This is a genomic window from Rugosimonospora acidiphila (assembly GCF_039543385.1).
GTDB classification, from domain to species: Bacteria; Actinomycetota; Actinomycetes; order Mycobacteriales; family Micromonosporaceae; genus Rugosimonospora; species Rugosimonospora acidiphila.
On the sequence record NZ_BAABJQ010000036.1, the window covers coordinates 39434 to 60743 of the forward strand.

18 protein-coding genes are annotated in these 21310 nt (G+C 74.1%); 9 read left to right on the forward strand and 9 right to left on the reverse strand.

Annotated elements, in window-relative coordinates:
• Positions 1–11 precede the first annotated feature (11 nt).
• Both ABEA87_RS37010 and ABEA87_RS37015 read left to right on the forward strand, forming a co-directional pair.
• The gene (locus tag ABEA87_RS37010; protein ID WP_345637846.1) at positions 12–1700 is read left to right on the forward strand and encodes a thiamine pyrophosphate-binding protein; all 1689 of its coding nucleotides are present in this window, start codon (positions 12–14) and stop codon (positions 1698–1700) included.
• Between the two features lie 151 nt (positions 1701–1851).
• On the forward strand, positions 1852–3990 hold the full coding sequence (locus ABEA87_RS37015) for a hypothetical protein (protein WP_345637848.1): 2139 nt from the start codon (positions 1852–1854) through the stop codon (positions 3988–3990).
• A 39-nt stretch (positions 3991–4029) separates the two neighbouring features.
• Here ABEA87_RS37015 and ABEA87_RS37020 read toward each other — a convergent pair whose 3' ends face one another.
• A complete protein-coding gene (locus ABEA87_RS37020) occupies positions 4030–4536 on the reverse strand; it encodes a monooxygenase family protein (RefSeq protein ID WP_345637851.1) in 507 nt (168 codons plus the stop codon).
• Positions 4537–4971: 435 nt separating this feature from the next.
• Here ABEA87_RS37020 and ABEA87_RS37025 point away from each other — a divergent pair, with 435 nt between their 5' ends.
• The 3 genes from ABEA87_RS37025 to ABEA87_RS37035 all read left to right on the forward strand — a co-directional run bounded on the left by ABEA87_RS37025 (position 4972) and on the right by ABEA87_RS37035 (position 7430).
• Positions 4972–5961 (forward strand): NAD(P)H-dependent flavin oxidoreductase, encoded by a 990-nt coding sequence (locus ABEA87_RS37025; RefSeq protein ID WP_345637853.1) that lies wholly within the window; start codon positions 4972–4974, stop codon positions 5959–5961.
• 207 nt (positions 5962–6168) lie between these two features.
• Complete coding sequence (locus ABEA87_RS37030) at positions 6169–6405, forward strand: hypothetical protein (protein WP_345637855.1); 237 nt, start codon at positions 6169–6171, stop codon at positions 6403–6405.
• Between the two features lie 23 nt (positions 6406–6428).
• Entirely contained in the window at positions 6429–7430 is a 1002-nt protein-coding gene (locus tag ABEA87_RS37035) for an NADPH:quinone reductase (RefSeq protein ID WP_345637856.1), read from the forward strand.
• Between the two features lie 49 nt (positions 7431–7479).
• On the opposite strand, the gene ABEA87_RS37040 is transcribed toward ABEA87_RS37035, so the two are convergent.
• Positions 7480–8820 carry a mannosyltransferase family protein gene (locus ABEA87_RS37040; RefSeq protein WP_345637858.1) on the reverse strand — a complete coding sequence of 447 codons (1341 nt, stop codon included), beginning with the start codon at positions 8818–8820 and terminating at the stop codon, positions 7480–7482.
• A 163-nt stretch (positions 8821–8983) separates the two neighbouring features.
• On the opposite strand from ABEA87_RS37040, the gene ABEA87_RS37045 reads away from it, so the two are divergent.
• Together ABEA87_RS37045 and ppk2 are read left to right on the forward strand one after the other, a co-directional pair.
• Positions 8984–11668, forward strand: a complete 2685-nt coding sequence (locus tag ABEA87_RS37045) for a molybdopterin cofactor-binding domain-containing protein (RefSeq protein ID WP_345637861.1) — start codon at positions 8984–8986, stop codon at positions 11666–11668.
• Positions 11669–11799: 131 nt separating this feature from the next.
• On the forward strand, positions 11800–12807 hold the full coding sequence (gene ppk2, locus ABEA87_RS37050) for a polyphosphate kinase 2 (protein ID WP_345637863.1): 1008 nt from the start codon (positions 11800–11802) through the stop codon (positions 12805–12807).
• A 126-nt stretch (positions 12808–12933) separates the two neighbouring features.
• Here the strand turns inward: ppk2 and ABEA87_RS37055 are convergent, their stop codons facing one another.
• A complete protein-coding gene (locus tag ABEA87_RS37055; RefSeq protein WP_345637865.1) occupies positions 12934–14211 on the reverse strand; it encodes a low temperature requirement protein A in 1278 nt (425 codons plus the stop codon).
• Positions 14212–14362: 151 nt separating this feature from the next.
• Between ABEA87_RS37055 and ABEA87_RS37060 the strand changes: the two genes are divergently transcribed.
• Positions 14363–14878 carry a GNAT family N-acetyltransferase gene (locus ABEA87_RS37060; RefSeq protein ID WP_345637867.1) on the forward strand — a complete coding sequence of 172 codons (516 nt, stop codon included), beginning with the start codon at positions 14363–14365 and terminating at the stop codon, positions 14876–14878.
• A gap of 79 nt (positions 14879–14957) precedes the next feature.
• Here ABEA87_RS37060 and ABEA87_RS37065 read toward each other — a convergent pair whose 3' ends face one another.
• From ABEA87_RS37065 to ABEA87_RS37085, 5 genes are all read right to left on the reverse strand, one after another.
• On the reverse strand, positions 14958–15158 hold the full coding sequence (locus tag ABEA87_RS37065; protein WP_345637869.1) for a hypothetical protein: 201 nt from the start codon (positions 15156–15158) through the stop codon (positions 14958–14960).
• Between the two features lie 27 nt (positions 15159–15185).
• Entirely contained in the window at positions 15186–16004 is an 819-nt protein-coding gene (locus ABEA87_RS37070; RefSeq protein ID WP_345637871.1) for a hypothetical protein, read from the reverse strand.
• Positions 15994–16917, reverse strand: a complete 924-nt coding sequence (gene ccmA / locus ABEA87_RS37075; RefSeq protein WP_345637873.1) for a heme ABC exporter ATP-binding protein CcmA — start codon at positions 16915–16917, stop codon at positions 15994–15996. The genes ABEA87_RS37070 and ccmA overlap by 11 nt, the downstream gene beginning before the upstream one ends.
• 104 nt (positions 16918–17021) lie before the next feature.
• The gene (locus ABEA87_RS37080; RefSeq protein ID WP_345637877.1) at positions 17022–17627 is read right to left on the reverse strand and encodes a YceI family protein; all 606 of its coding nucleotides are present in this window, start codon (positions 17625–17627) and stop codon (positions 17022–17024) included.
• A gap of 190 nt (positions 17628–17817) precedes the next feature.
• Positions 17818–18360, reverse strand: coding sequence for a GNAT family N-acetyltransferase (locus ABEA87_RS37085; protein ID WP_345637879.1), 543 nt, complete (start codon positions 18358–18360; stop codon positions 17818–17820).
• A gap of 506 nt (positions 18361–18866) precedes the next feature.
• Between ABEA87_RS37085 and ABEA87_RS37090 the strand changes: the two genes are divergently transcribed.
• Positions 18867–19787, forward strand: a complete 921-nt coding sequence (locus ABEA87_RS37090) for an NADP-dependent oxidoreductase (protein WP_345637881.1) — start codon at positions 18867–18869, stop codon at positions 19785–19787.
• A gap of 54 nt (positions 19788–19841) precedes the next feature.
• Here the strand turns inward: ABEA87_RS37090 and ABEA87_RS37095 are convergent, their stop codons facing one another.
• Complete coding sequence (locus ABEA87_RS37095; protein ID WP_345637883.1) at positions 19842–21266, reverse strand: D-alanyl-D-alanine carboxypeptidase family protein; 1425 nt, start codon at positions 21264–21266, stop codon at positions 19842–19844.
• Between the last annotated feature and the right edge of the window lie 44 nt (positions 21267–21310).

Below are 21310 nucleotides of genomic sequence, written 5' to 3' on the forward strand. Positions count from 1 at the left end.
GGCCGGCGAACATGCGGGTCGCGGAGGCGGTGGGCCGGTACCTGGCCCGGCTCGGTGTGGACCACGTGTTCGGCGTGGTCGGCAGCGGCAATTTCCATGTCACCAACGCGCTGGTCGACGCCGGCGCGCGGTTCGTGGCCGCCCGGCACGAGGGCGGGGCGGCCACGATGGCCGACGCGTACGGTCGGGTCACCGGGCGGGCCGCCGCGCTCAGCGTGCACCAGGGCTGCGGGCTGACCAACGCGCTGACCGGCATCACCGAGGCCGCGAAGAGCCGCACCCCGCTGCTCGTGCTGGCCGCCGAGGCGACCGAGCCCCGGTCGAACTTCTTCGTCGACCAGCCGGCGCTGGCCCGGGCGGTGGGCGCGGTCTCCGAGCGGGTCGCCTCGCCGCGCACCGCGCTGGCCGACGCGGCCCGGGCCTACCAGCTCGCGGTCGGGCAACGCCGCACCGTGCTGCTCAACCTGCCGCTCTCCGTGCAGGCGGCCGAACTGCCCGCCGACGCCGTACCCGCCGACGCCGAGCCCGCCGGGCCGGCGGGCGAGCCGGACGGCGCGGGCGCGAGTGTCGACGCGGTGGCGCGGCTGGCGGACCTGCTTGCCGGGGCCCGGCGGCCGGTGTTCATCGCCGGTCGCGGCGCCCGGCTGTCCCGGGCCCGGGAACCGTTGCGGCGGCTGGCGGAGCTGACCGGCGCGCTGCTGGCGACCTCGGCGGTGGCCAAGGGGCTGTTCGCGGGCGACCCGTGGTCGCTGGGCGTGTCCGGCGGCTTCGCCTCGCCGCTGGCCGCGGAGCTGATCGCGGACGCGGACGTGATCGTCGGCTGGGGCTGCGGGCTGAACATGTGGACCATGCGCCACGGCAAGCTGGTCGGCCCGCACGCGCGGGTCGCCCAGGTGGACGTGGACGCCGACGCGCTCGGCGCGCACCGGCCGGTCGACCTGGGCGTGCGCGGCGACGTCAGGTTGACCGCGCGCGCTGTGGCCGACGAGCTGAGCGCCCGCGCTGCGGGCTCGGCGTCGGCGGCGGGCGGGCCGGCGGACGGCGGGTACCGCACGGCCGGCCTGCGGGAGCGCATAGCGACCGGGGCGAGCCTGCGCGACGTGCCGTACCAGGACGAGGGCGACGGGTCGCGGATCGATCCCCGGACGCTGTCGATCCGGCTGGACGACCTGCTGCCCGCGCAGCGGGTGCTGGCCGTCGACTCGGGCAACTTCATGGGGTACCCGAGCGCGTACCTGTCCGTACCCGACGACGACGGGTTCTGCTTCACCCAGGCGTACCAGTCGATCGGGCTGGGCCTGGCCACCGCGATCGGTGCCGCGCTGGCGGCCCCGGCCCGGCTGCCGGTCGCGGCCTGCGGCGACGGCGGCTTCCTGATGGGCGTGGCGGACCTGGAGACGGTGGTCCGGCTGGGCCTGCCCATGCTGATCGTGGTGTACAACGACGCGGCGTACGGCGCGGAGGTCCACCATTTCGGCCCGGACGGCCACCCGCTGTCGACCGTCACGTTCCCGGACACCGACATCGCGGCGATCGGGCGCGGCTTCGGCTGCGACGCGGTCACCGTGCGCGCCGCCGAGGACCTCGAAGCGGTGCGGCAGTGGCTGGCCGGCCCGCGCCCGCGGCCGCTCGTGGTGGACGCCAAGGTGACCGCCGCGCGCGGCGCCTGGTGGCTGGAGGAGGCCTTCCGGGGGCACTGATGGGCCGCCCCGCCCCGCCCCGCTCCGCGGTCGCGTCGGGGTTACCGGCCGTGCCGGCTGGTCTCGGGCGCGGACCTGGATCGGGCTCGTGTTTTCCGCGAAGAATGGAAACGCGGCTATAGCCCGTTTTTAGGGCGCTATATTGCGCTCCATGCGATTCGGGCGTCTCGGGCGTTGCGCCGGAGCTTTCCTGCTTGTCGGTATCGGCGCGGCAACGGCCGGCCTGCCCAGCCGGCCCGCCGCGGCCGACGTGGTACCGCCGCCGGCCGGCGCCGTGGTCGTCGGGGTGGCCAGCGCCACCTGCCCGGCGCCCGCGTTCGCGACGATCGGCGCCGCCGTGGCGGCCGTACCGGACGGCTCGATCGTCTACGTCTGTGCCGGCCTGTACGCCGAGAGCGTGCCGATCACGAAGAACCTGACCCTGCTCGGCGCCCAGTTCGGGGTCGACGCCCGCACCGGCCGCGCCGACCCCGCCGAGGAGTCGATCGTCTCCTCGCCCACCGGCGAGTTCACCTACGCCGGCGCCGCCACCACCGGCGTCATCGACGGATTCACGCTGCGCGGAGCCGCGGTCCCGGTCGGCGACGACGACGGCATCCTGGCCGTGACGAACGCAGGGGACGGGTACACCTGGATCGACAACATCATCACCGCCAACACGACCGGCATCAACTTCCGCGCCTCGGGTGCCGTGCCCACCTTGATCAACCACAACCGGATCACCGGCAACACGGCGCCCGGCTCGTCGTCCGGCAACGGGATCTTCTTCACCAGCGGCGTGGCCAGCAACGTGACGATCAGCGACAACGCCTTCGCCGGCAACCGGCCGGCCATCAACACCACCGGGGTCGGTGACGGCGTCACCCGGTCCCAGAACCTCACCATCGCCGGCAACACCAGCGTCGACGACGGCAACTTCGTCGCGCTGTTCCTCGCGCAGCACGTGGAGATCTCCGGCAACACCATCGGCCGGACCAATCCCAACGACCCGGCGGCCGGCTCGGCGATGTTCGTCAGCGGCGGCAACGACGATGTGACGATCGCCAACAACACCATCGACGGCGGCTCCGCGTCCGGCGTCAACCTCAACAACATCTTCTACTCCGCCAACCCGTCCAGCGGAGTACGCATCGCCGACAACACCATCACCCGCCGGCTCAACGGGGTACGCGTGGCGGCCAGCTCCACCGCCGGCCCGGTGGCCACCGGTGTGACCATCAGCGGGAACCAGGTCCGCGACGCTGGGGTCGGCGACCCGGTGTCCGGCCCGGCGGCCGGTGGCAACGGGATCTGGCTGCAGGGCGGCGCCCAGTTCTCGGTCACCGGCAACGTGGCGCGCGGCAGCGTGAGCACCGACTGCCGCGACGAGACCACCGGCGGCGGGACCGCGGGCACGGCGAACACCTGGACCGGCGACATCGGCGTCACCTCGTTCCCGGCCGGGCTGTGCGCGGGCCCGCCCGCGCCCTCGATCACCGGCGTGATCAGTGCCACCAGCGTGCTGGTGGGGGGTTCGCTGCACCAGACGGTGACGGTGACCGGCACCGGCGGCCAGCCCGGCACCCTGGCCTGGCGGCTGCTCGGCCCGGTGGCCCCGGTGAGCGGATCCTGCGCCGGTGCCGACTTCGCCGGCGCACCCGTGCTGGCCAGCGGCACGCTGCCGGTGACCGGCGACGGCCCGTACGCCGTGCCGGACACCGCCGTCGCCTCGGCCGGCTGCTACAGCTTCACCGACACGTTGACCGGATTCGCCTACCCCACCTCGCCGTCGATCCCGGCCGGCGACCCCGGCAACACCGCGCTGGCCCGCACCGCGCCCACGCCCGCCATCACCGGCGTGATCAGTGCTACCAGCGTGCTGGTGGGGGGTTCGCTGCACCAGACGGTGACGGTGACCGGCACCGGCGGTCAGCCCGGCACCCTGGCCTGGCAGTTGCTCGGCCCGGTGCCGGCGCCGCACAAGGGGTCGTGTGCCGGTGCCAGCTTCGCCGGGGCGCCGGTGCGCTCCGGCGGCGCGCTGGCGGTGACCGGTGATGGGCCGTACGCCGTGCCGGACACGTTCATCTCGGCGGCCGGCTGCTACAGCTACATCGACACGCTGACCGGGCCCGGGTACGCCACCTCGCCAACGATCCCGGTGGGCGATCCGGGCAACACCGCGCTGGCCGGCCCGCGGATCCTGCCCGTCACCGGCGCCGGCTCGACGATCCCGCTGTCGGTCGCGGGCGCCTCGCTCGTCGCCCTCGGCTGGGCGCTGCGATGCCTGGCGCGCCCCCGTCGCCCGGCCTGACCGGGTCGTCAGGGGCGCGGCCAACACCTCCAGCGGTGGCTAGGATTCGTACAGTTCGGTCTCGGAGACGGCCGGGTCGCCGCTGTCGGTGCGTCCCAGGCGGGCCGCGGAGCCGAACATGGGGCCACGTGCGCGCTGGATCCCGGCGAACCGCCCGAAGCCGAGCGGCTTGGGCACGTCGTCGTAGACAGCCTCCATGCCGCCCTTCACCGAATACGTCTCGTGCCAGAAACCTGTGCCGCCGGAGTCTCGAAGGAAGTCCAACCACCACTGCCGATGCGGCTCTGATCGGGCGAAGGCGAGCAGCGAGGGCAGGTCGCGCCAGTATTGGCGCATCCCCATATTCATGGGAAAGAACGAGTAGTACACCGGCTCGTGCAGCAGCAGTCCATCGGGCTTATCCGCGACAGACTGACTGATCTTTCGGCCGAAGCTGAAGAAGGTCCGGATTCCATACATGCGGTTCACCCGCATGCCGAGGTACAGGACCAGGAGGTCGGGGTAGGCGGACACGTCTACGGTCTGCCGGTTGACTCGGGTTGGCATCTCAAGCTCCTTAGCTGCGGGCTCTCGCTTCCCGGATCGTCCCTTCAGCGGGCGGCGTGGCCGATGAGGTCAGCCGTCACGGGGGCTCGACGTACGAGTGCGTACTTGACAGACACTGAACGAGACGTGGAACAACGTGAACGGCGACTTCCCAGATGACGCGTTTGCGCAGGTCGGGACGCTCCCGCGTAGACCCTGCGCGGCACTCAGTGTAGATATTCGGGACCCTCGCGACCGGCATTCGGACCGAGGAGCGTGACCAACTGGTACTAGGCGATCTCCAGGTCGATCCGGGTCGACGACGTTGGCGGTCACCGTGCGTATTAAACCACGTGTATCAATACGTAGGTAAGAACAGGCGTGGCCATGGCATCGCCTGTCGTGCCGACAGCCAGCAGTGGTCGTCCCCGGCGAAGGGCGAGTGATGATGCGTCCATGGCGTTGTCGACGGAGTTGACGGAATTGTTGGGCGTGCGGCACCCCATCGTGCTGGCACCGATGGGCGGTTCGGCCGGGGGCGCATTAGCCGCGGCCGTCTCCCGAGCGGGCGGCCTCGGGCTGCTGGGCGGTGCGGGCGGGGATCGGGCCTGGTTGGAGCGAGAGCTGCCGATCGTCGCGGAGGGCACCGACCAGCCGTGGGGTGCCGGTTTTCTCACGTGGGCGATCGATGCCGGTCCGGTAGAGCAGGCACTGGAGTTCAATCCCGCGGCAGTGATGTTGTCCTTCGGTGACCCGAGCCCGTTCGTCGATCTGATCCGCCGGTCGGACGCGGTGCTGATCGTTCAGGTCACCGATCTGGACGAGGCCAGGCGCGCCGTGGACGTGGGCGCCGATGTCATCGTCGCGCAGGGAACCGAGGGCGGGGGCCACGGTTCCCGCCGCGGGCGGTCCACCCTGCCCTTCGTGCCGCTGGTGGTGGACCTCGCGGCACCAGTACCGGTCCTGGCGGCCGGCGGGATCGCTGACGGGCGTGGCGTCGCCGCGGCCTTGGCCCTGGGTGCGGCCGGAGCTCTCATCGGCACGCGCTTCCAGGCCACGACCGAAGCCCTGGTCGACCCTTCCGTCAGTAGGGCCATCGTCGAGGGACGCGGACAGGACACCGAACGCAACAGCGTGTTGGACATCGCCCGCGGCGCGAGCTGGCCGACCGGGAAGTACACCGCCCGTACGCTCGGCCACCCCTATCTCGACCGATGGCGCGGCCGGGAGTCGGAGTTGGCCGGCGACTCCCAGGCCCGTCAGGACTACCAGGAGGATGTGAGACGAGGAGCGATTCCTCGCCTGCCCGTCTGGGCGGGTGAGGCCGTCGACCTCATCACGGATCTGCCTTCCGCGGCCGACCTCGTCACCAGACTGGCCGCCGAGGCCGAGGAGGCACTGACCTGGGCCGGGAAGCTCAGGCCGGACAATCGCGCCCAGGACTGACGCCGTCGAGCCCACCCATGGCAGCGCGGCCGCGCTGCCGCGTGACTTCAACCGGCCCGACGGGATCGCCCGGCGCTACGGCCACGTGGTCGCCGACCAGGTGCGCGAGCAGGCCGCGCGGCTCGACCCGGTGCAGCTGATCGAGCGGTTCGCGGTCACCGCGCCGGCGGCGGTCGGGGCGGCGCGGCGGCTCGGCCCGGCCCGGCCGTGGTCGACTACTCCGGGGTCGCCGTGCTGCGGATCGAGGAGGCGGCCAGCATCGGCGTACTGGAGGCCGCGGTGCACCTGCTCGACCTGCGCCACGCGCTCGACCTGCCGCGCGAGGCGCCGGTCGCTGCCTTGGAGCACACGATGGCGGTGCTGGCCGCCATGGCGCCGCCGGTAGACTTCATCCAGGCGGCGACCGGCCGCCGCGCGGCGGAGCTGTTCCCCCTCCTGGTGTGAGGGGCGGCGGGCGGAGGGTCACGGTGCGGGCTGTCATCTATACCGATAATGGCGGCCCCGAGGTGCTGACCGTCGTGGAGCGCCCGGCGGCCGAGCCCAGCCCCGGTGAGGTACGGGTCGCGGTGCGGGTCTCCGGCGTCAACCCGACCGACTGGAAGACCCGCCGCCGTCAGCTGGGCTTCGACGAGCAGGTGCCCAACCAGGATGGCGCCGGGGTCATCGACGCCGTCGGCCCCGGAGTGGACTCGGGCCGGGTGGGCCAGCGCGTGTGGATCTGGGAGGCGGCCTGGCAGCGGCCCGGCGGCACCGCCCAGGAGTCCGTCGTCCTGCCGGCCCGGCAGGCGGTCGCGCTGCCCGACCACGCGTCCTTCGACCTCGGGGCGAGCCTGGGGATTCCGGCGCTGACCGCGCACCGCTGCCTCACCGTCGCCGAGGCCGGCCCCGACCGGTTGGCGCCCGGCGCGCTCAACGGCCGCACGGTGCTGGTCGCTGGCGGTGCGGGCGCCGTCGGCAACGCCGCCATCCAGCTGGCGCGGTGGGCCGGCGCGCGGGTCGTGACGACCGTGAGCAGCGCCGAGAAGGCGGAGCTGGCCCGCGCGGCGGGCGCCCACCACGTGGTGAACTACCGCACCGAGCCGGCCGCCGAGGCGATCCGGTCGGTGGCCCCCGGTGGCGTGGACGTGGTGGTCGAGGTCGCCCCGGCGACCAACGGACAGCTCGACGGCGAGGTGCTCGCCCAGGGCGGCGTGGTCGCGATGTACGCCAACGAGGCCTCCGAACCCACGCTGCCGCTGAGCCGGGTCTTCGCACTGAACGCCAGGTGGCAGGGGGTCCTGGTCTACACGGTGCCGGACCTGGCCAAACAGCACGCGGTGGCCGACGTGGCCGCGGCCGTCGAGGCCGGGGCGGTGCGGGTCGGCACCGAGGCCGGCCTGCCGCTGCACCACTACCCGCTGGAGCGCATTGCCGACGCGCACGCCGCGGTGGAGAACAACGCCGTCGGCAAGGTGCTGGTCACCATCTGAGGCTCCGCCGACGGCGCGCCCCACCCCGCCCGTCGGGCGCCCGGCGGGGTCAGGCCACCCACCCCCCGCCGAGGTACTGCATGACCAGGATGCCCTGCACCCCGAGGAACCCGGCGAGCACCGCGCGATCGACGAACGGGTGCCGGCCGAGCCGCCCGAGGATCAGGAAGGCCGGGAAGACCTCGATGCCGATCCGGGAGGCGGAGTAGAGCGGGAACGGGATCCTGGGGTTGTGCAGGATGGGGAAGGTGATGGTGAACACCAGCAGCGCGAGGCCGTACAGCGGGAAGACCAGCTGATCCCGGCGAACCCGTAGCGGGCCGACCAGGCCGAGCAGGATGAGCGCCGCCAGCAGCAGGACGACGCCGAGCTCCAGCAGGTCGTGTGCCCAGACGTCACCAAACCGGGTGCCCGGCCGGGTGACGATCACCTCGCGGATGCCGTCGTAGACCGGGACCCAGGGCCAGTCGAGGTGCCTTCCCCAGTTGAGCGACTGCGCGTGCTCGAACGCCAGCGGATCGTGCATGGTGGACGCCGTGGCGATCATGATCGGGGCGAGGCCGAGCGGGATGAGCGCGACGGCCAGGGCGCCGGGGCGCGGGCGCCAGCGGTAGGTGCGCAGGTACTCGTAGCAGAACGGCAGCACCAGCAGGAGGCCGGCGGAGCGGGTGGTGGTCGCGAGCGCGCCCAGTACGCCGGCGGTCCACCAGCGGCGGAGCCGCGTCGCGTACACCGCGCCGACCGCCAGCGCGATGGAAAGCCCCTCGTTGTACGCCGCGGTGAGGAACAGCGCGGTCGGGAACGCCACCAGGTAGAAGATGGTCCGGTTGGCCGTCGACCGGTCGAACTCGTGCTCGGCGAGGCGGTAGAGCAGCACGAGCGCGGCGAGCAGCGCGACGTTGCTGATCACCAGGGCGGCCAACCAGTCCCGGCCCAGCGCGACCGGCGTGAGCACCCGGATCAGGAGCGGGTACGCAGGGAAGAACGCCGCGCTGGCCTCGGTGTTGCTGTCCACGTAGCCCTTCGCCGCGATCGCGAGGAAGTGCGCGCTGTCGAACTGGGTCGCCCAGCGGTGCGCGATCTCGGAGCCGGAGATGCCCGGCTGCCGCTGGCCGATCCAGGCGAACGCGGACATCGCGGCCAGCGCGACCCGGGTGCCGAGCCAGACCCAGCCTCCCGCGAACAGTGCCCGCCGCCACGGCCGGTCCGGCGGCGCGGCCCCGGCGGCTCGCGGTGAGGCCGGATCGGCGCACCGGGCGGCGTCCGCGGCTCCGTCCGGCACGCTCTCGGCGTGCTCGACCGGGTCCGGGTCGGCCGGGTCGACCTGCTCGACCGGGTCCGGGTCCGGGTCCGGGTCGGGGCGGCCGGCCCGGACGGCGGGGACACTCACGCCGGTGAGTGTATGGCGCTCACGTTTCGTTCCCTCGCCCGCCGTGACCAACGGATGGTCCACTTCGGACGAACGACGGGAAGGCCCGTCGTGTCGGCCCCGGGCGGTTCCGCGTGCCGGTACGTGGCTTGCCGATCGCGGCGGCGGCGAGAAGGGTGGAGGCATGTCGAGTCGTTTCGTGGTCAACGGGGCTTCGCACCAGACGTCGCTGCCGCCGGAGCACAGCCTGTTGCGCCTGCTGCGCGACGAGTTGGGGCTGACCGGGACGAAGACCGGCTGCGGCGAGGGTGCCTGCGGCGCCTGCACCGTGCTGGTCGGCCGGCGGGCGGTGCGCTCCTGCGTGACCACGCTCGCCGACGCGCGGGACCGCCCGGTCACCACGGTGGAGGGGCTGGCCGAAGGCGGTGTGCCGCACCCGGTGCAGCAGGCCTTCCTCGAACTGAACGCCTTCCAGTGCGGGTTCTGCACCCCGGGCTGGCTGATGGCCATCGCCGCGCTGTTGGCCCGGACCGACGAGCCGGACGACGCGCAGATCGAGGCCGAGCTGGCCGGCAACGTCTGCCGGTGCGGCACGTACCCGCGCATCCGGGAGGCGGTGCGCCGGGCCGCCGCCCTGCTGCGCGCGGCCGGCGACGAGGGCGGGGACGGCGACGAGTACGACGTCCGGCCGCCGGCCGGCGCCGGCGGGATGGCGGCCGACCCGGCCGACCTCGGGGCGGACCTACCGCCCCGGCGGCCCTGGGACCTGGCCGAGCCGGACGAGCGCGACTTCTTCGCCGTGCTCGGTGACGGCCTCGTCGCGGTGCTGCCGCTGCCCGCCGCCGACGACCCGGATTCGCCCGACGCGCGCTGGCGCCCGAACCGCAGCGCGTGGGTACACGTCGGCGCGAGCGGGACGGTCACCGCCTTCTCCGGCAAGGTGGAGGGCGGTCAGGGCACCCGGGGCGCGATGGCCCTGCTGGTGGCGGAGGAGTTGGGGGTGCGGCCGGACCGGGTGCGGGTGGTGCTGGGTGACACCGACGTGTCCCCGTTCGACCTGGGTACCTTCGGCAGCAGGTCGATGCCGGAGGCGGCGCAGTGCCTGCGGTCCGCCGCCGCCACGGCCCGGCAGGCGCTGTTGAAGGAGATCGGCGCGCCGGCCGGCGACCCCGAGCCGGGTGACGACGAGCCGCGTGAGATACGGACGGGTGAGGTCGGCCCGGGTGGGGTCGGACCGGGCGACGCCGGCTGGGGGCCGCTGCTGGCCGGGGTGCGCCGGGTGGAGATGGTGCCGGCCCAGCAGCCGGTGATCCCGGCCCCGCGCTGGCGGACCGCCGGGCGGCCGGCCCGCAACGCCGCCGGGATCGACGTGGTGACCGGAGCCAAGCGCTTCCCGTCGGACCTGACCCGGCCGGGCATGCTGCACGGCCGGGTGCTGCGGCCACCGGCGTACGGGGCCGGCCTCGGCGCCGTCGACCTGTCCGCGGCCCAGGCCCGGGACGGTGTGATCGCCGTGCGTGAGGACGGGTTCGTCGGGGTCGCCGCGGCCAGCCCGGAGGCGGCCGCCGAGGCGCTGGCGAGCGTGCGCGCCGAGTGGACGCGGGCGCCGTCGGAGCCGGCCGACCCCACGCCCGCGGGGCTGGCCGCCCACCTGCGGGCCCACCCGCTCGCGAGCGGCACCGGGTGGGGTGCCGGCTTCCGGCACGAGGCCGGTGACGTGGACGCCGCCCTGGCCGGCTCGGCGCTGGCGCTGCGGGCCACGTACACGGTGCCCTACATCGCGCACGTACCCATGGAGCCGCGCGCCGCCCTGGCCGAGTGGTCGGACGGCCGGCTGACCGTGTGGCTGGGCACCCAGCGGCCGTTCGGCGCGCGGGACGCGCTGGCGTCGGCGTTCGGGCTGGAGCCGGCGCAGGTGCGTGTGGTGGTGCCGGACTTCGGTGGCGGCTTCGGCGGCAAGCACTCGCCCGAGGTGGCCATCGAGGCCGCGCGGCTGGCCCGGGCGGCCGGTGCGCCGGTCAAGGTGCAGTGGACCCGGGCCGAGGAGTTCACCTGGGCGTACTTCCGGCCGGCCGCCGTGATCGACGTGGCGGGCGGGGTGGACGCCGACGGTACGCTGACCGCCTGGGAGTTCACCAACCTGAACTCCGGTGCCGCCGGCATCGCCACCCCGTACCGGGTGCCCGCCCAGCGGATCCGGTACCAGCCGGCCGCCTCCCCGCTGCCCCAGGGCTCGTACCGGGCCCTGGCCGCCACCGCCAACACCTTCGCCCGCGAATCGCACCTGGACGAACTGGCCCGCCGGGCCGGCGTCGACCCGCTGGAGATGCGCCTGCGTCACCTGGACGACGAGCGGCTGCGCACCGTGCTGGAGACCGCGGCCACCCGGGCCGGCTGGGACCAGGCCCGGCCGGCCGGTACCGGGCTGGGCATCGCGTGCGGCGTGGAGAAGGGCGGCCGGCTCGCGACCTGCGCCCGGGTCCGGGTGGACGAGGACGGCCGCCTAAGGGTGCTGCGGATAGTGGTGGCGTTCGAGTGCGGCGCGATCGTGCACCCGGACAACCTCACCAACCAGATCGAGGGCGCCACCGTGATGGGGCTGGGCGGCGCCCTGTACGAGGCGGTGCGCTTCGCCGACGGCGTGATCCTCAACGCCTCGCTGCACGACTACCGGGTGCCACGGCTGCCCGACGTACCGCCGATCGAGGTGGTCCTGGTCGACCGGCCGGATCAGCCCTCGGCCGGCGGCGGCGAGGCCCCGATCATCGGAATCGCGCCGGCCCTCGCGAACGCGATCAGGGACGCGACCGGGGTCCGGCCGCACGATCTGCCGCTGGCGCCCCACGGTGCCCTGGCCCGCCCGTCCTGACCTCGGCCAACGGGCGGTCCGGCCGGCGCCGAGGTGACGCGCGGCGGGCCGGCCGGTAATGACCGGATGACCATCAGGTGCCTGATTCGCGACTCTCGTCACGGTACGGCGGGGCGGCTAGCCTGGTGGTCATGGCTCACCCCGTACCACCCGACGCCGACGGCGTCCCTCGGGCCAACGGCGCGCTCCCGACGGTGGGCGCGGCGCGGGTTCCGGCGCCCCGGCACCCCGGCGCGGAGCTGCTGCTGGAGCGGCTGTCCGAGTACGAGGTCCGGGACGACGACGATGACGACCCGATCCTCGTCGACCACGACGGCAACCCGGTGGACACCTGGCGGGAGGGCTACCCGTACCAGGAGCGGATCGGCCGGCCGGAATATGAGCGGGAGAAGCGGCTGCTCCAGATCGAGCTGCTCAAGCTGCAGAACTGGATGAAGGCCTCGGGGGAGCGGCTGCTGGTGCTGTTCGAGGGGCGCGACGCGGCCGGCAAGGGCGGCACCATCAAGCGGTTCATGGAGCACCTCAACCCGCGCGGCGCCCGGGTGGTGGCGCTGGAGAAGCCGAGCGAGCGGGAGTCCACGCAGTGGTACTTCCAGCGCTACATGGCGCACCTGCCGGCCGCCGGGGAGATCGTGCTGTTCGACCGGTCGTGGTACAACCGGGCCGGCGTCGAGCGGGTGATGGGCTACTGCACCCGCACCGAGTACTTGGAGTTCATGCGCCAGGCGCCCGAGCTGGAGCGGATGCTGGTGCGCTCCGGGATCCACCTGGTGAAGTTCTGGTTCTCGGTGTCCCGGCGCGAGCAGCAGACCCGGTTCGTGATCCGCCAGATCGACCCGGTCCGGCAGTGGAAGCTCTCGCCCACGGACCTGGCGTCGCTGGACCGGTGGGGGGATTACACCGAGGCGAAGGAGGCGATGTTCTTCTACACGGACACCGCCGACGCGCCCTGGACGGTCATCAAGAGCAACGACAAGAAGCGCGGCCGGCTTTCGGCCATGCGCCACGTGTTGAACCAGTTCGACTACGACAGCAAGGACGTCGAGCTGGTCGGCACGCCCGATCCGCTGCTGGTCGGTCGCGCGTCGCAGCTGTTCGAGGTCGACGAGCGGCCCGGTCAGCAGTTCCCGCAGCTGTAGGCCGGCGCGGCCGCTCGGCCCGGCCCGATCGCCCCGACCGGCGTGGCCCGCGCGTCGGGCCGGGCCGCCCCGCTGCGCCGGGCCGCCCCGCTGCGCCGCGCCGCCGCGCCGCAGCGCACCGCCGCGCTATCGCCCGGGCACGTCGCCGTCGTCGTCTCCCGCCCCGGGCTCGGGCCCCGGCCGGGAGACGGGCTCGGTGAACCATTTGCGCGCGCGGACCCGGTCGGACACCGTGATGCCCAGCAGGATCGCGGCGACGACCACCGCCACGCCCAGCGGCGGCAGCGGTATCGCCAGCGGGCTGGCCGCGATCAGCACGCCGAGCCCCACCGCCCGGGCCGTGGCGAACCGGTTGAACACCTCGAGCTCGAAGAGGATCCGCCCGGCCATGAACAGGGCCGGGCCGCCGAAGATGGCGCCGTACCAGCCGCTGGGCGGCGTACCGCCCGGGTCGAGGATCACCACCTCCAGGCCGGCCGACATGGTGACCACCCCGGTCACCATGATCAGATGGGTCAGCGGGGTCCACCGCACCGACCGGCTGGGATGGCGGGTGATCTCGGACTCCAGCACCGCGCCGGCCCGGAACACGTAGATCTGCCAGAGCAGCACGGCGGAGGCGAACACGAGCAGGAAACCGGCGGTGCGCCCCCAGGTCGGCGCGCTGTGGCTGTAGCGCAGCGTGGCGACGAGGATCATGTCGCCGACCGCCAGGATCATGATCTGCTGGTACCGCTCGCCGAGGTGCTCGCTGGCGTTGTCGTAGTGCTCCCGGGGTATCCGGCCGATCCGGGGCGTCGGGTAGCGCGCCCAGCCCGACCAGTAGTCGATGGCCAGCGCGACGCCCCACAGCACCACGCGCCGGTCACCGTGCAGGAGCCCGCCGAGCAGCCAGGGCGTGGCCGACACGCCGAACCAGAACAGGAAGCGCACGACCCGGTCGCGGGGCTCGCGGTCGCGCGACGTGGCAGTGAGCACCACGCCCCGCCCGATGTTCACCGCCACGTACGCGGCGGCGAAGAACAGCCCGTGCTTGCCGAACGCCCCCGGCGCCGCGACCGTCGCCAGGACGGTGCCCAGCATGATCCCGGTGAGCACGACCTGGACCGGGAGACGCTGCGGATCGAAGAAGTCCGTGAGCAGCGTGGTGATCGACCAGAGCCACCAGAGGGCGAACAGCGGCACGATCGCCTTGACGGCACCGGCCCAGCGGAGGTCGTGCGAGAAATCCATCGAGGTCAGCGCGAGGAACGCGACGAAGACCACGTCGAAGAACAGCTCCAGCAGGGTTGCCCGCTGCGGCCCGCCACGACGGCGCACCAGCACCGTCGCCGTGCCGCCGGGCGTCATCGGGGCGCCGCCCCGCCCCGGCGGCGGCGCCGCGGGGCGGTCGTGGCCGGACACACCTCACGGTACGCAGATCCGCACTCGGGCCGGCGAAAAACCGGTCACCGCCGCCCGCCGCGCGTCTTGTCCCCCGGGGGAGCGCAGCCGGAGCCGGGGTGTGGCGCGGGCGGGCACGCCCGCCGTTCGTGGGTGGGCGATACTGGCCGCCATGTCGATCGTGGTGCGCCCGGCGACCGCGGCGGATGCCGCCGGCCGGGCTCGACTGTGGCGTGACAGCGGCCGGTTCTTCGCCAGCCTGGATCCGGAGGCCGCCCAGGAGCCGGACCCCGAGGGGCTGGTGGAGTGGATGGCCGAGATCTACCGGAGGTGGGCCGAGGACCCGACCGTGCTGGCGCTGATCGCCGAGGTGGACGGTGAGATCGCCGGGGCGCTGACCGCCCGGGTGTCTGAGCCGTTGCCGCTGGCGTCCCGGCAGGTGCAGCGCGACTTCGGCCGGCGCCGGGTGCACATCGACGCGCTGACCGTCGCCGAGCCGCACCGGCGGTCGGGGGTGGGTACCGCGCTGATGGCCGAGGCCGAGCGGTGGGCGCTCGATCGGGGCGCCGAGGTGATCACTCTGGAGACCAACCTCGACAACCCGACCTCCGTGCCGTTCTACGAGCGGCGGATGGGCTACGCCCGGCACGAGGTCGTCTTCCGTAAGACGCTGCGCCCCGCCGGGTAGCGGCGCCGCGCGGCGGGCGGCACCGGGCGATTCGGTGGCACCGGCGATCTCGCTGGCGGCCTCCCGGCCGGCCGCCCCGCTAACCGTTGGCCCGGGCCTGCTCGATCTCCTGCTCCGACAGGTCGTTGGGGCTGACGAAGCGGGCCATCCGCCACCGCCTGTCCACCGGGCAGCGCAGCAGCCGGGCCGAGCCCAGGTGCAGGGACAGGAACATCCTGGCACCGATGCCCTCGACGAACAGGTGCCCGTCCGCGCAGCGCAGGATGCGTTCGAATGCCATGACGCTCTCTCCTCTTGGGGGATGGGTTCAGGACTCCAGCACGGCCTCGGGCCGGAACCCACGGGCGACGGCCGCGACGCTCCCGGCGGCGATGGCGGCGGTGGCCAGCCCGGCGGTGAGCAGGAACGTGGTCGGCCCGAGCCCGGCGCCGGTGGACATGGTGAGGAACACGCCGAGGGCGGGCAGGAGGGCCAGTCCGTTGCCCAGGCCTCCGCCGTTGACCAACGCGGAGGTCTTGCCCAGCTGGGCGAGGCGGGGGAACAGCAAGTTGACCATGAGGGACAGCCCGGCCCCGGCCCAGGCGGCCAGCAGCGGCAGGATCAGCGCCACGGCCAGGTACGCCCCGGACACCGTGGCGCTGTCCCGGCTGGCCAGCACGGTGAGCGCCACGGCCAGAGCACCCAGGGCGGTCATGGCCGCCCACAGCGTGGTGGCCAGCCCGGCCGCCACGCTCAGCAGTGCCGTGGCGATGGCGGCCGGGGAGTGCGGTGTGGCCAGCAACTCCTCGAGCCCGCCGCGGCTGGCCTCGCCGCCGACCAGATTGCGGATGATCGAGGCCACTCCGATGGCGGAGAACAACGCGACGAGCCCGGGAGCGATCATCAGCACGATGCTGACGGCCAGCGTGCCGGCGTGGGTGCCGTACCGCAGCCCGAAGCCGCCGATGCGGTCGACGCCGTTCACGCCGGCCCCGCCGGTCACCGTGGGCAGCACGATGGTCAGCGCGGTGGTCGCCGCGAAGGGGATCAGGGCCAAGGCCAGGTAGCGCAGCCGCTCCCGACGAAGTCGCCACAGCAGCGCGCCGAGCAGCGCACCCGTCCGGCCCGGCTCCGGCTCAGCCGGCATCGGCGCTCGCCCCTTCCTGGAGGTGCAGGTAGACGTCCTCGAGCGCGTTGCCGGCCGGGGTGACCTCGCGGATGCCGACACCGGCCCTGACCAGATCGGCGACGAGAGTCTCGACGGTGTCCTCGTCGGGTACGTCGACCAGCAGCCGGTCGTGGGTGGCCGGCTCGGCGGGGTAGCCCAGCCGGCGCAGGGCTCCGGCCAGGTCACCCGTGCCGCGCAGCCGCAGCCGGTACCCGTGGCCCACCAACTGCTCCCGCAGGGTGGACGGGGCGCCCCGGGCGGCGACCCGGCCCCGGTGCAGGACGGTGACGTCGTCGGCGAGATCGCTCGCCTCGGCGAGTTCGTGGGTGGACACCAGGATCGTGTGCCCGGCGGCGGCCAGGCCGCGCAGCTGGTCGCGGAGCCGGGCGGCGACCGCCGGATCGACCGCGGCGGTGGGCTCGTCCAGTAGCAGCACCGGTGGCTCGGCGAGCAGCGCCTTGGCGAGCCCGACGCGCTGGGTCTGCCCGCGGCTGAGGGTGTCGGCGCGCTGGTCGGCGATCGATCCCAGGTCGAGCAGGTCGATGACCTCGCGCACGCGGCGGTCGCGGTCGGCGGCGGGCAGGGCCAGGACGCGGGTCCAGTACCGCAGGTTGTCGGCCGCGGACAGCCGCGGGGCCAGCGCGGGGCGGTGGGCGGCGACGCCGACCAGCCGCTTGGCCTCTGGCCGGGCGTGTGGGTCCCGGCCCTGGATGAGCACCCGGCCGCGGCTGGGTGGCAGGACCCCGGCCAGCACCCGGAACAGCGTGGTCTTCCCCGCGCCGTTGGGACCGAGCAGCAGGTGCAGGCCGGGACCGAAGTCGAGGTCGACGCCGTGCAGCACGGTCCGCCCACGGTAGCCGGCGTGCAGGTCGACCCCACTCAGTACAGACACGCCGTCCCTACCGCATCACCGAAACGCGCCGCGAATGTTTCGCGGAAAATTCACGCTAGCACTGCCTCGATAGGCGACAGGGTGGCCCCCGCTGGCGATCGCGGTCAGCCGGTCGGCGGCCGATCGCCGGGCGTGGGGGAGTCGCCCGCACCGGCGCGGCGCAGGTCGACCTCGACCTCCACCGACACCTCGTCGCGCAGCTTGAGCGCGCCGAGGAAGGCCGAGTACGGCTTGATGCCGTACGCCGACTGGATGACGGAGGCCACCGCCCGGTACCGGTCGTCGCCGGTGGCGCTGACGTCCAGGCGCAGCGGCCGGGCGACGCCGCGCAGGGTCAGCTCGCCGTCGATCGTGCCGCCGTCACCGGCCGGGTCGCCGGGCTCGGACGGCCGCACCGTGACGGATTCGAACCCGGCCTGCCCGCCACCGAGCAGCCGCCGTGCGGTGTCCTCGATGTCCTGGCGGTCCGCCGGCGTCAGCGGCCTGGCCCCGCCGGTGGCCTCCCGCACCGTGAGCGAGTCGAGGTCGATCGAGGCGGTGACGTGCGCGGCGGCGAGGTCACCGGCGGGCAGGTCGATGCGCGCCGACCACCGGGTGGCCTCGATGGTCAGGTCGTGCCCGGCGCGGGCGGCGAACCCCTCGCGGCGGGTACGCAGCAGCAGCGACCCCGTCTCCGGGCCGCACCGCACCGACCGCGCCGCCTCCGGCATACCCACACCGTAGGCGGATCCGCCGGCTCCGTAGGCGTTTCGGCCTCCGTAGGCGTTTCCGCCGCACGGCGGGGTCAGGCTGGCCGATCCGGGCAGGCGTCGAGAGTGGCGTCGGCCACCGCCGCGTGGTGCCGGACGTCCTCGGGGCCGCCGCCCAGCCGGTCCCCGGTCCAGTCGCGCCCGCCGCCGTTCACGCCGGCGGGGTGGTGCGCCGCCACACGATGTTCACGCCCTGCCGGGCCGGGCTCGTCGGCGGCTCGGCGGGGTTGCGCGCCACCTCGACGAAGCCGAGCCGGCGCGCGACCGCGGCGCTGCGCTGGTTGGCGGCGTCGGTCACGATCTCGACCCGATCGGCGCCGATCCGGAACGCCTCGGCGGTCAGCGCCGCCGCGGCGCGGGTGACCATGCCCCGCCCGGTGTGCCCCGGGTGCAGCCAGTACCCGACCTCCAGCCCGCCCGGGCCGACGCGGCTCATCAGGCCGCAACTGCCGGCGATCGCGCCGCCGGAGTCGAGAATGGCGTAGTTGTACGCCGTGCCGTCCTGCCAGTCGGTGTCGCACCGGGCGAGGAACTCGGTGGTCCGGGTCCGGTCGTACCCCTCCGCCCAGGCCATCCACGGGGTGAGGTGGTCAACGGATTCGCTGACCACCCGGAGCAGCTCGTCGCCGTCCTCGGTGTGCCACCGGCGCAGCCGCACGCCGTCGTGTTCGAGACGATCGCTGGGACGCAACATGGCCGCCATCCTGGCCGTCGACCGAGACAGGTGTCCATCCGATTTCATGAGGTCCGGTGCGCCACATAGAGCCCCGCCGCACAGCTCAGGTGAGCGTCATGAAGATCGCGAGCGCGACCAGGGCCGGCTGCACGCGCCGGACGTGATATCCCGCCCCGTCGTCGAGATGTCCCGCCCCGTCAAGCTGATCCCGCACCCAGCACGCCCCCTGGCCAGCCGGCCGCCCGGCATCCGTCGCCGTGCGCATGCCCACGGTGATCGCCGACCGTATCAATGCCGATCAACACCGACGCCCGATCGTCGCGTCCCGCGACTGGCCGCGACAACGACGCAGCGCCGGCCCCGCCGGGCCAGGGGTTCGCGCCGCGCCCGGCACATGGCGCCCCGGACGTGATGGCGCCCGCGGTTCCCCGGTGCGGGCGGTAGCGCGCCGATCCCGGGACGGCCGCCGGAATCCGTGTTTAGCTGAGCCTGTCCCGGGGCGGCACGGGAGGACGTGACGGCGCATGGCGAGAGCGGTCAGATTCGACCAGTACGGCGGGATCGAGGTGCTGTACGTCGCCGACGTCGACGTACCCGCACCGGCGCGCGGCGAGGTACTCGTCGCCGTACGGGCGGCCAGCGTCAACCCGGGCGAGTCGGCGATGCGCCAGGGGTACCTCGCCGACCTGTACCCGGCCAGCTTCCCGTCCGGCCAGGGCAGCGACCTCGCCGGCGTGGTGACCCAGACCGGCGAGGAGTCCGGCACGTTCGCGCCGGGTGACGAGGTGCTGGGCTGGACCGACGCCAGGACGAGCCACGCGCAGTACGTCAGCGTGCCCGTGGACCATCTGATCCACAAGCCGGCCAACCTGTCCTGGGAGGCCGCCGGCTCGCTGTACGTCGTCGGGGCCACGGCGTACGCGGCGGTCCGGGCCGTCGGCGCCGGGCCGGGCGACACCGTCGGCGTGTCGGGCGCGGCCGGTGGAGTCGGGTCGGTCGTGGTGCAGCTGCTGAGGGTCAGGGGAGCCGAGGTCGTCGGCATCGCCTCGCCTGCCAACCACGCCTGGCTGCGCGCCAAGGGGGCCACCCCGGTGGAGTACGGCCCGGGCCTGGCGCAGCGCGTGCGCGAGGCGGCACCCTCCGGGCTGGACGCGTTCATCGACACGTTCGGCAAGGACTACCTCGAACTGGCCATCGACCTGGGCGTGGCGCCCGAGCGGATCGACACCATCATCGCCTTCGAGGCGGCCGGGCGGCTGGGTACCAAGACCGAGGGCAGCTCCGCGGCCGCCAGCGCCGATGTGCTGAGCGAACTGGCCGAGCTGGTCTCCTCGGGCCGCGTCGAGATACCGGTGGCGGCCACCTATCCGCTGGATCGCGTGCGGGAGGCGTACGAGGAGCTGGAGCGGCGCCACACGCACGGCAAGATAGTGCTGCTGCCCTGACGTTGCCGTTGCCTTCACGGTGCGCTGCCTTGACGGGCCCTGCCCCGACGCCCGCTACGGCAGCGCGGTCAGCGCGACACTCTGGTGGGACTCGGCCCCGTCCAGCTCGAGCGTGCCGGCGCCGGCACCGGGGACCGGATGCGCGGCGGCGTGCAGGCGGGTACGCCAGGTCAGGCCGGGCCAACCGATCACGGTCACCGTCGCGGCGGCGGCCAGCCGCACCCCGCCGACCGTGGCGATGGCCTGCCCGGCCGGGATGAGCGGGTGCGGGCCGACCGTGCGCTGGGCGGCCTGGATCAGCGCCCGGCTGGCCGCCAGCGCCTGCGGCAGGCCGTACATGGTGGTGCCGGGCTGGCCCAGGACGGCACCGACGATGGTGAGGTCCTGCCCGGCGACCCGCGCGTGCGCGGCGAACAGCAGGCAGCCCCCGGCGGCGCTGGTGGAGCCGGTCTTGATGCCGTCGACGCCGTCGGAGCCGAGCAGGGTGTTGTAGTTGCGCACGGTCCCGGCGAGCGGTACGGCGGCGGAGCGTTGGGCGACGATCCGCGCGAATGCCGGGATCCGCATCGCCCGGGCGGCCAGCAGGGTCTGGTCGTCGGCGGTGCTGCGGGTGGACGCCTCGTAGCCGGACGGGTCGGTGTAGTGGGTGCTCGTCATGCCGAGGCCGGCCGCGGTGGCGTTCATCTTGGCCAGGAAGCGGGGGACGTCCCCGGCGTCCCAGCGGGCCAGGATCAGCGCGATGTTGTCCGCGGAGGGCAGCAGCAACGCGTCGAGGGCCTGGCGCTCGGTGAGCACCTCTCCGGCGGCGACCCGCACCAGGGACTCGTTCTTGGCGACCTCGTCGGGGTAGGCGGCGGCCTCGGCGGCGGTGACGGTCAGCGTGGGCCCGTCGCCGCCGGCGCTCAACGGGTGGTCGCGCAGCACCACGTACGCGGTCATGACCTTGGTGACGCTGGCGATCGGTACCGGGTGCTGGCCGGGGGTGGCGCCGAGGCGGCCGACGCCGACGACGCGCAGGGTGGCCTGCCCGGTGGCGGGCCACGGCACGGCGGGGGCGGCGCCGGGCACCGTGTACGTGGCGGGTGGGGGCACGGCGGCCGGGGTCGGGCTGGGGCTGGGGCTCGGCAGCGGGCTGGGTGCGGCCTGGGCCAGCTGCCGGGCGTGGGCGATCGGCCGGGACCGCCCGGGGGTCCAGGAGGCCGTGTCGTGCGGCCGCCGGGTGGCCAGCGCGGTCGTGCCACCGGCGGCCAGCACCGCCAGGGCGAGCGCGGCGATGGCCAGCCCGCGCCGGTGCCCGCCCGCCGGGTCACCGACCGGGCGGCCCGCCCACTCCGGCTCGACCCAGTCGGGTGCGGTCGGCTCCGGCTCGGCCCAGTCGTGGTCGGCCGGCTCCGGATCGGCGGGGGCGTCCCCGCGCCGCGGAACGTAGACGGCCGGACGGGGTGCGGGTCGCCGCCCGCCCCCATCGCGTGGTGGCATCGGGGTTCCTTCGGCTGGAGGAGGTCGTGGGCGTACCGGGGACC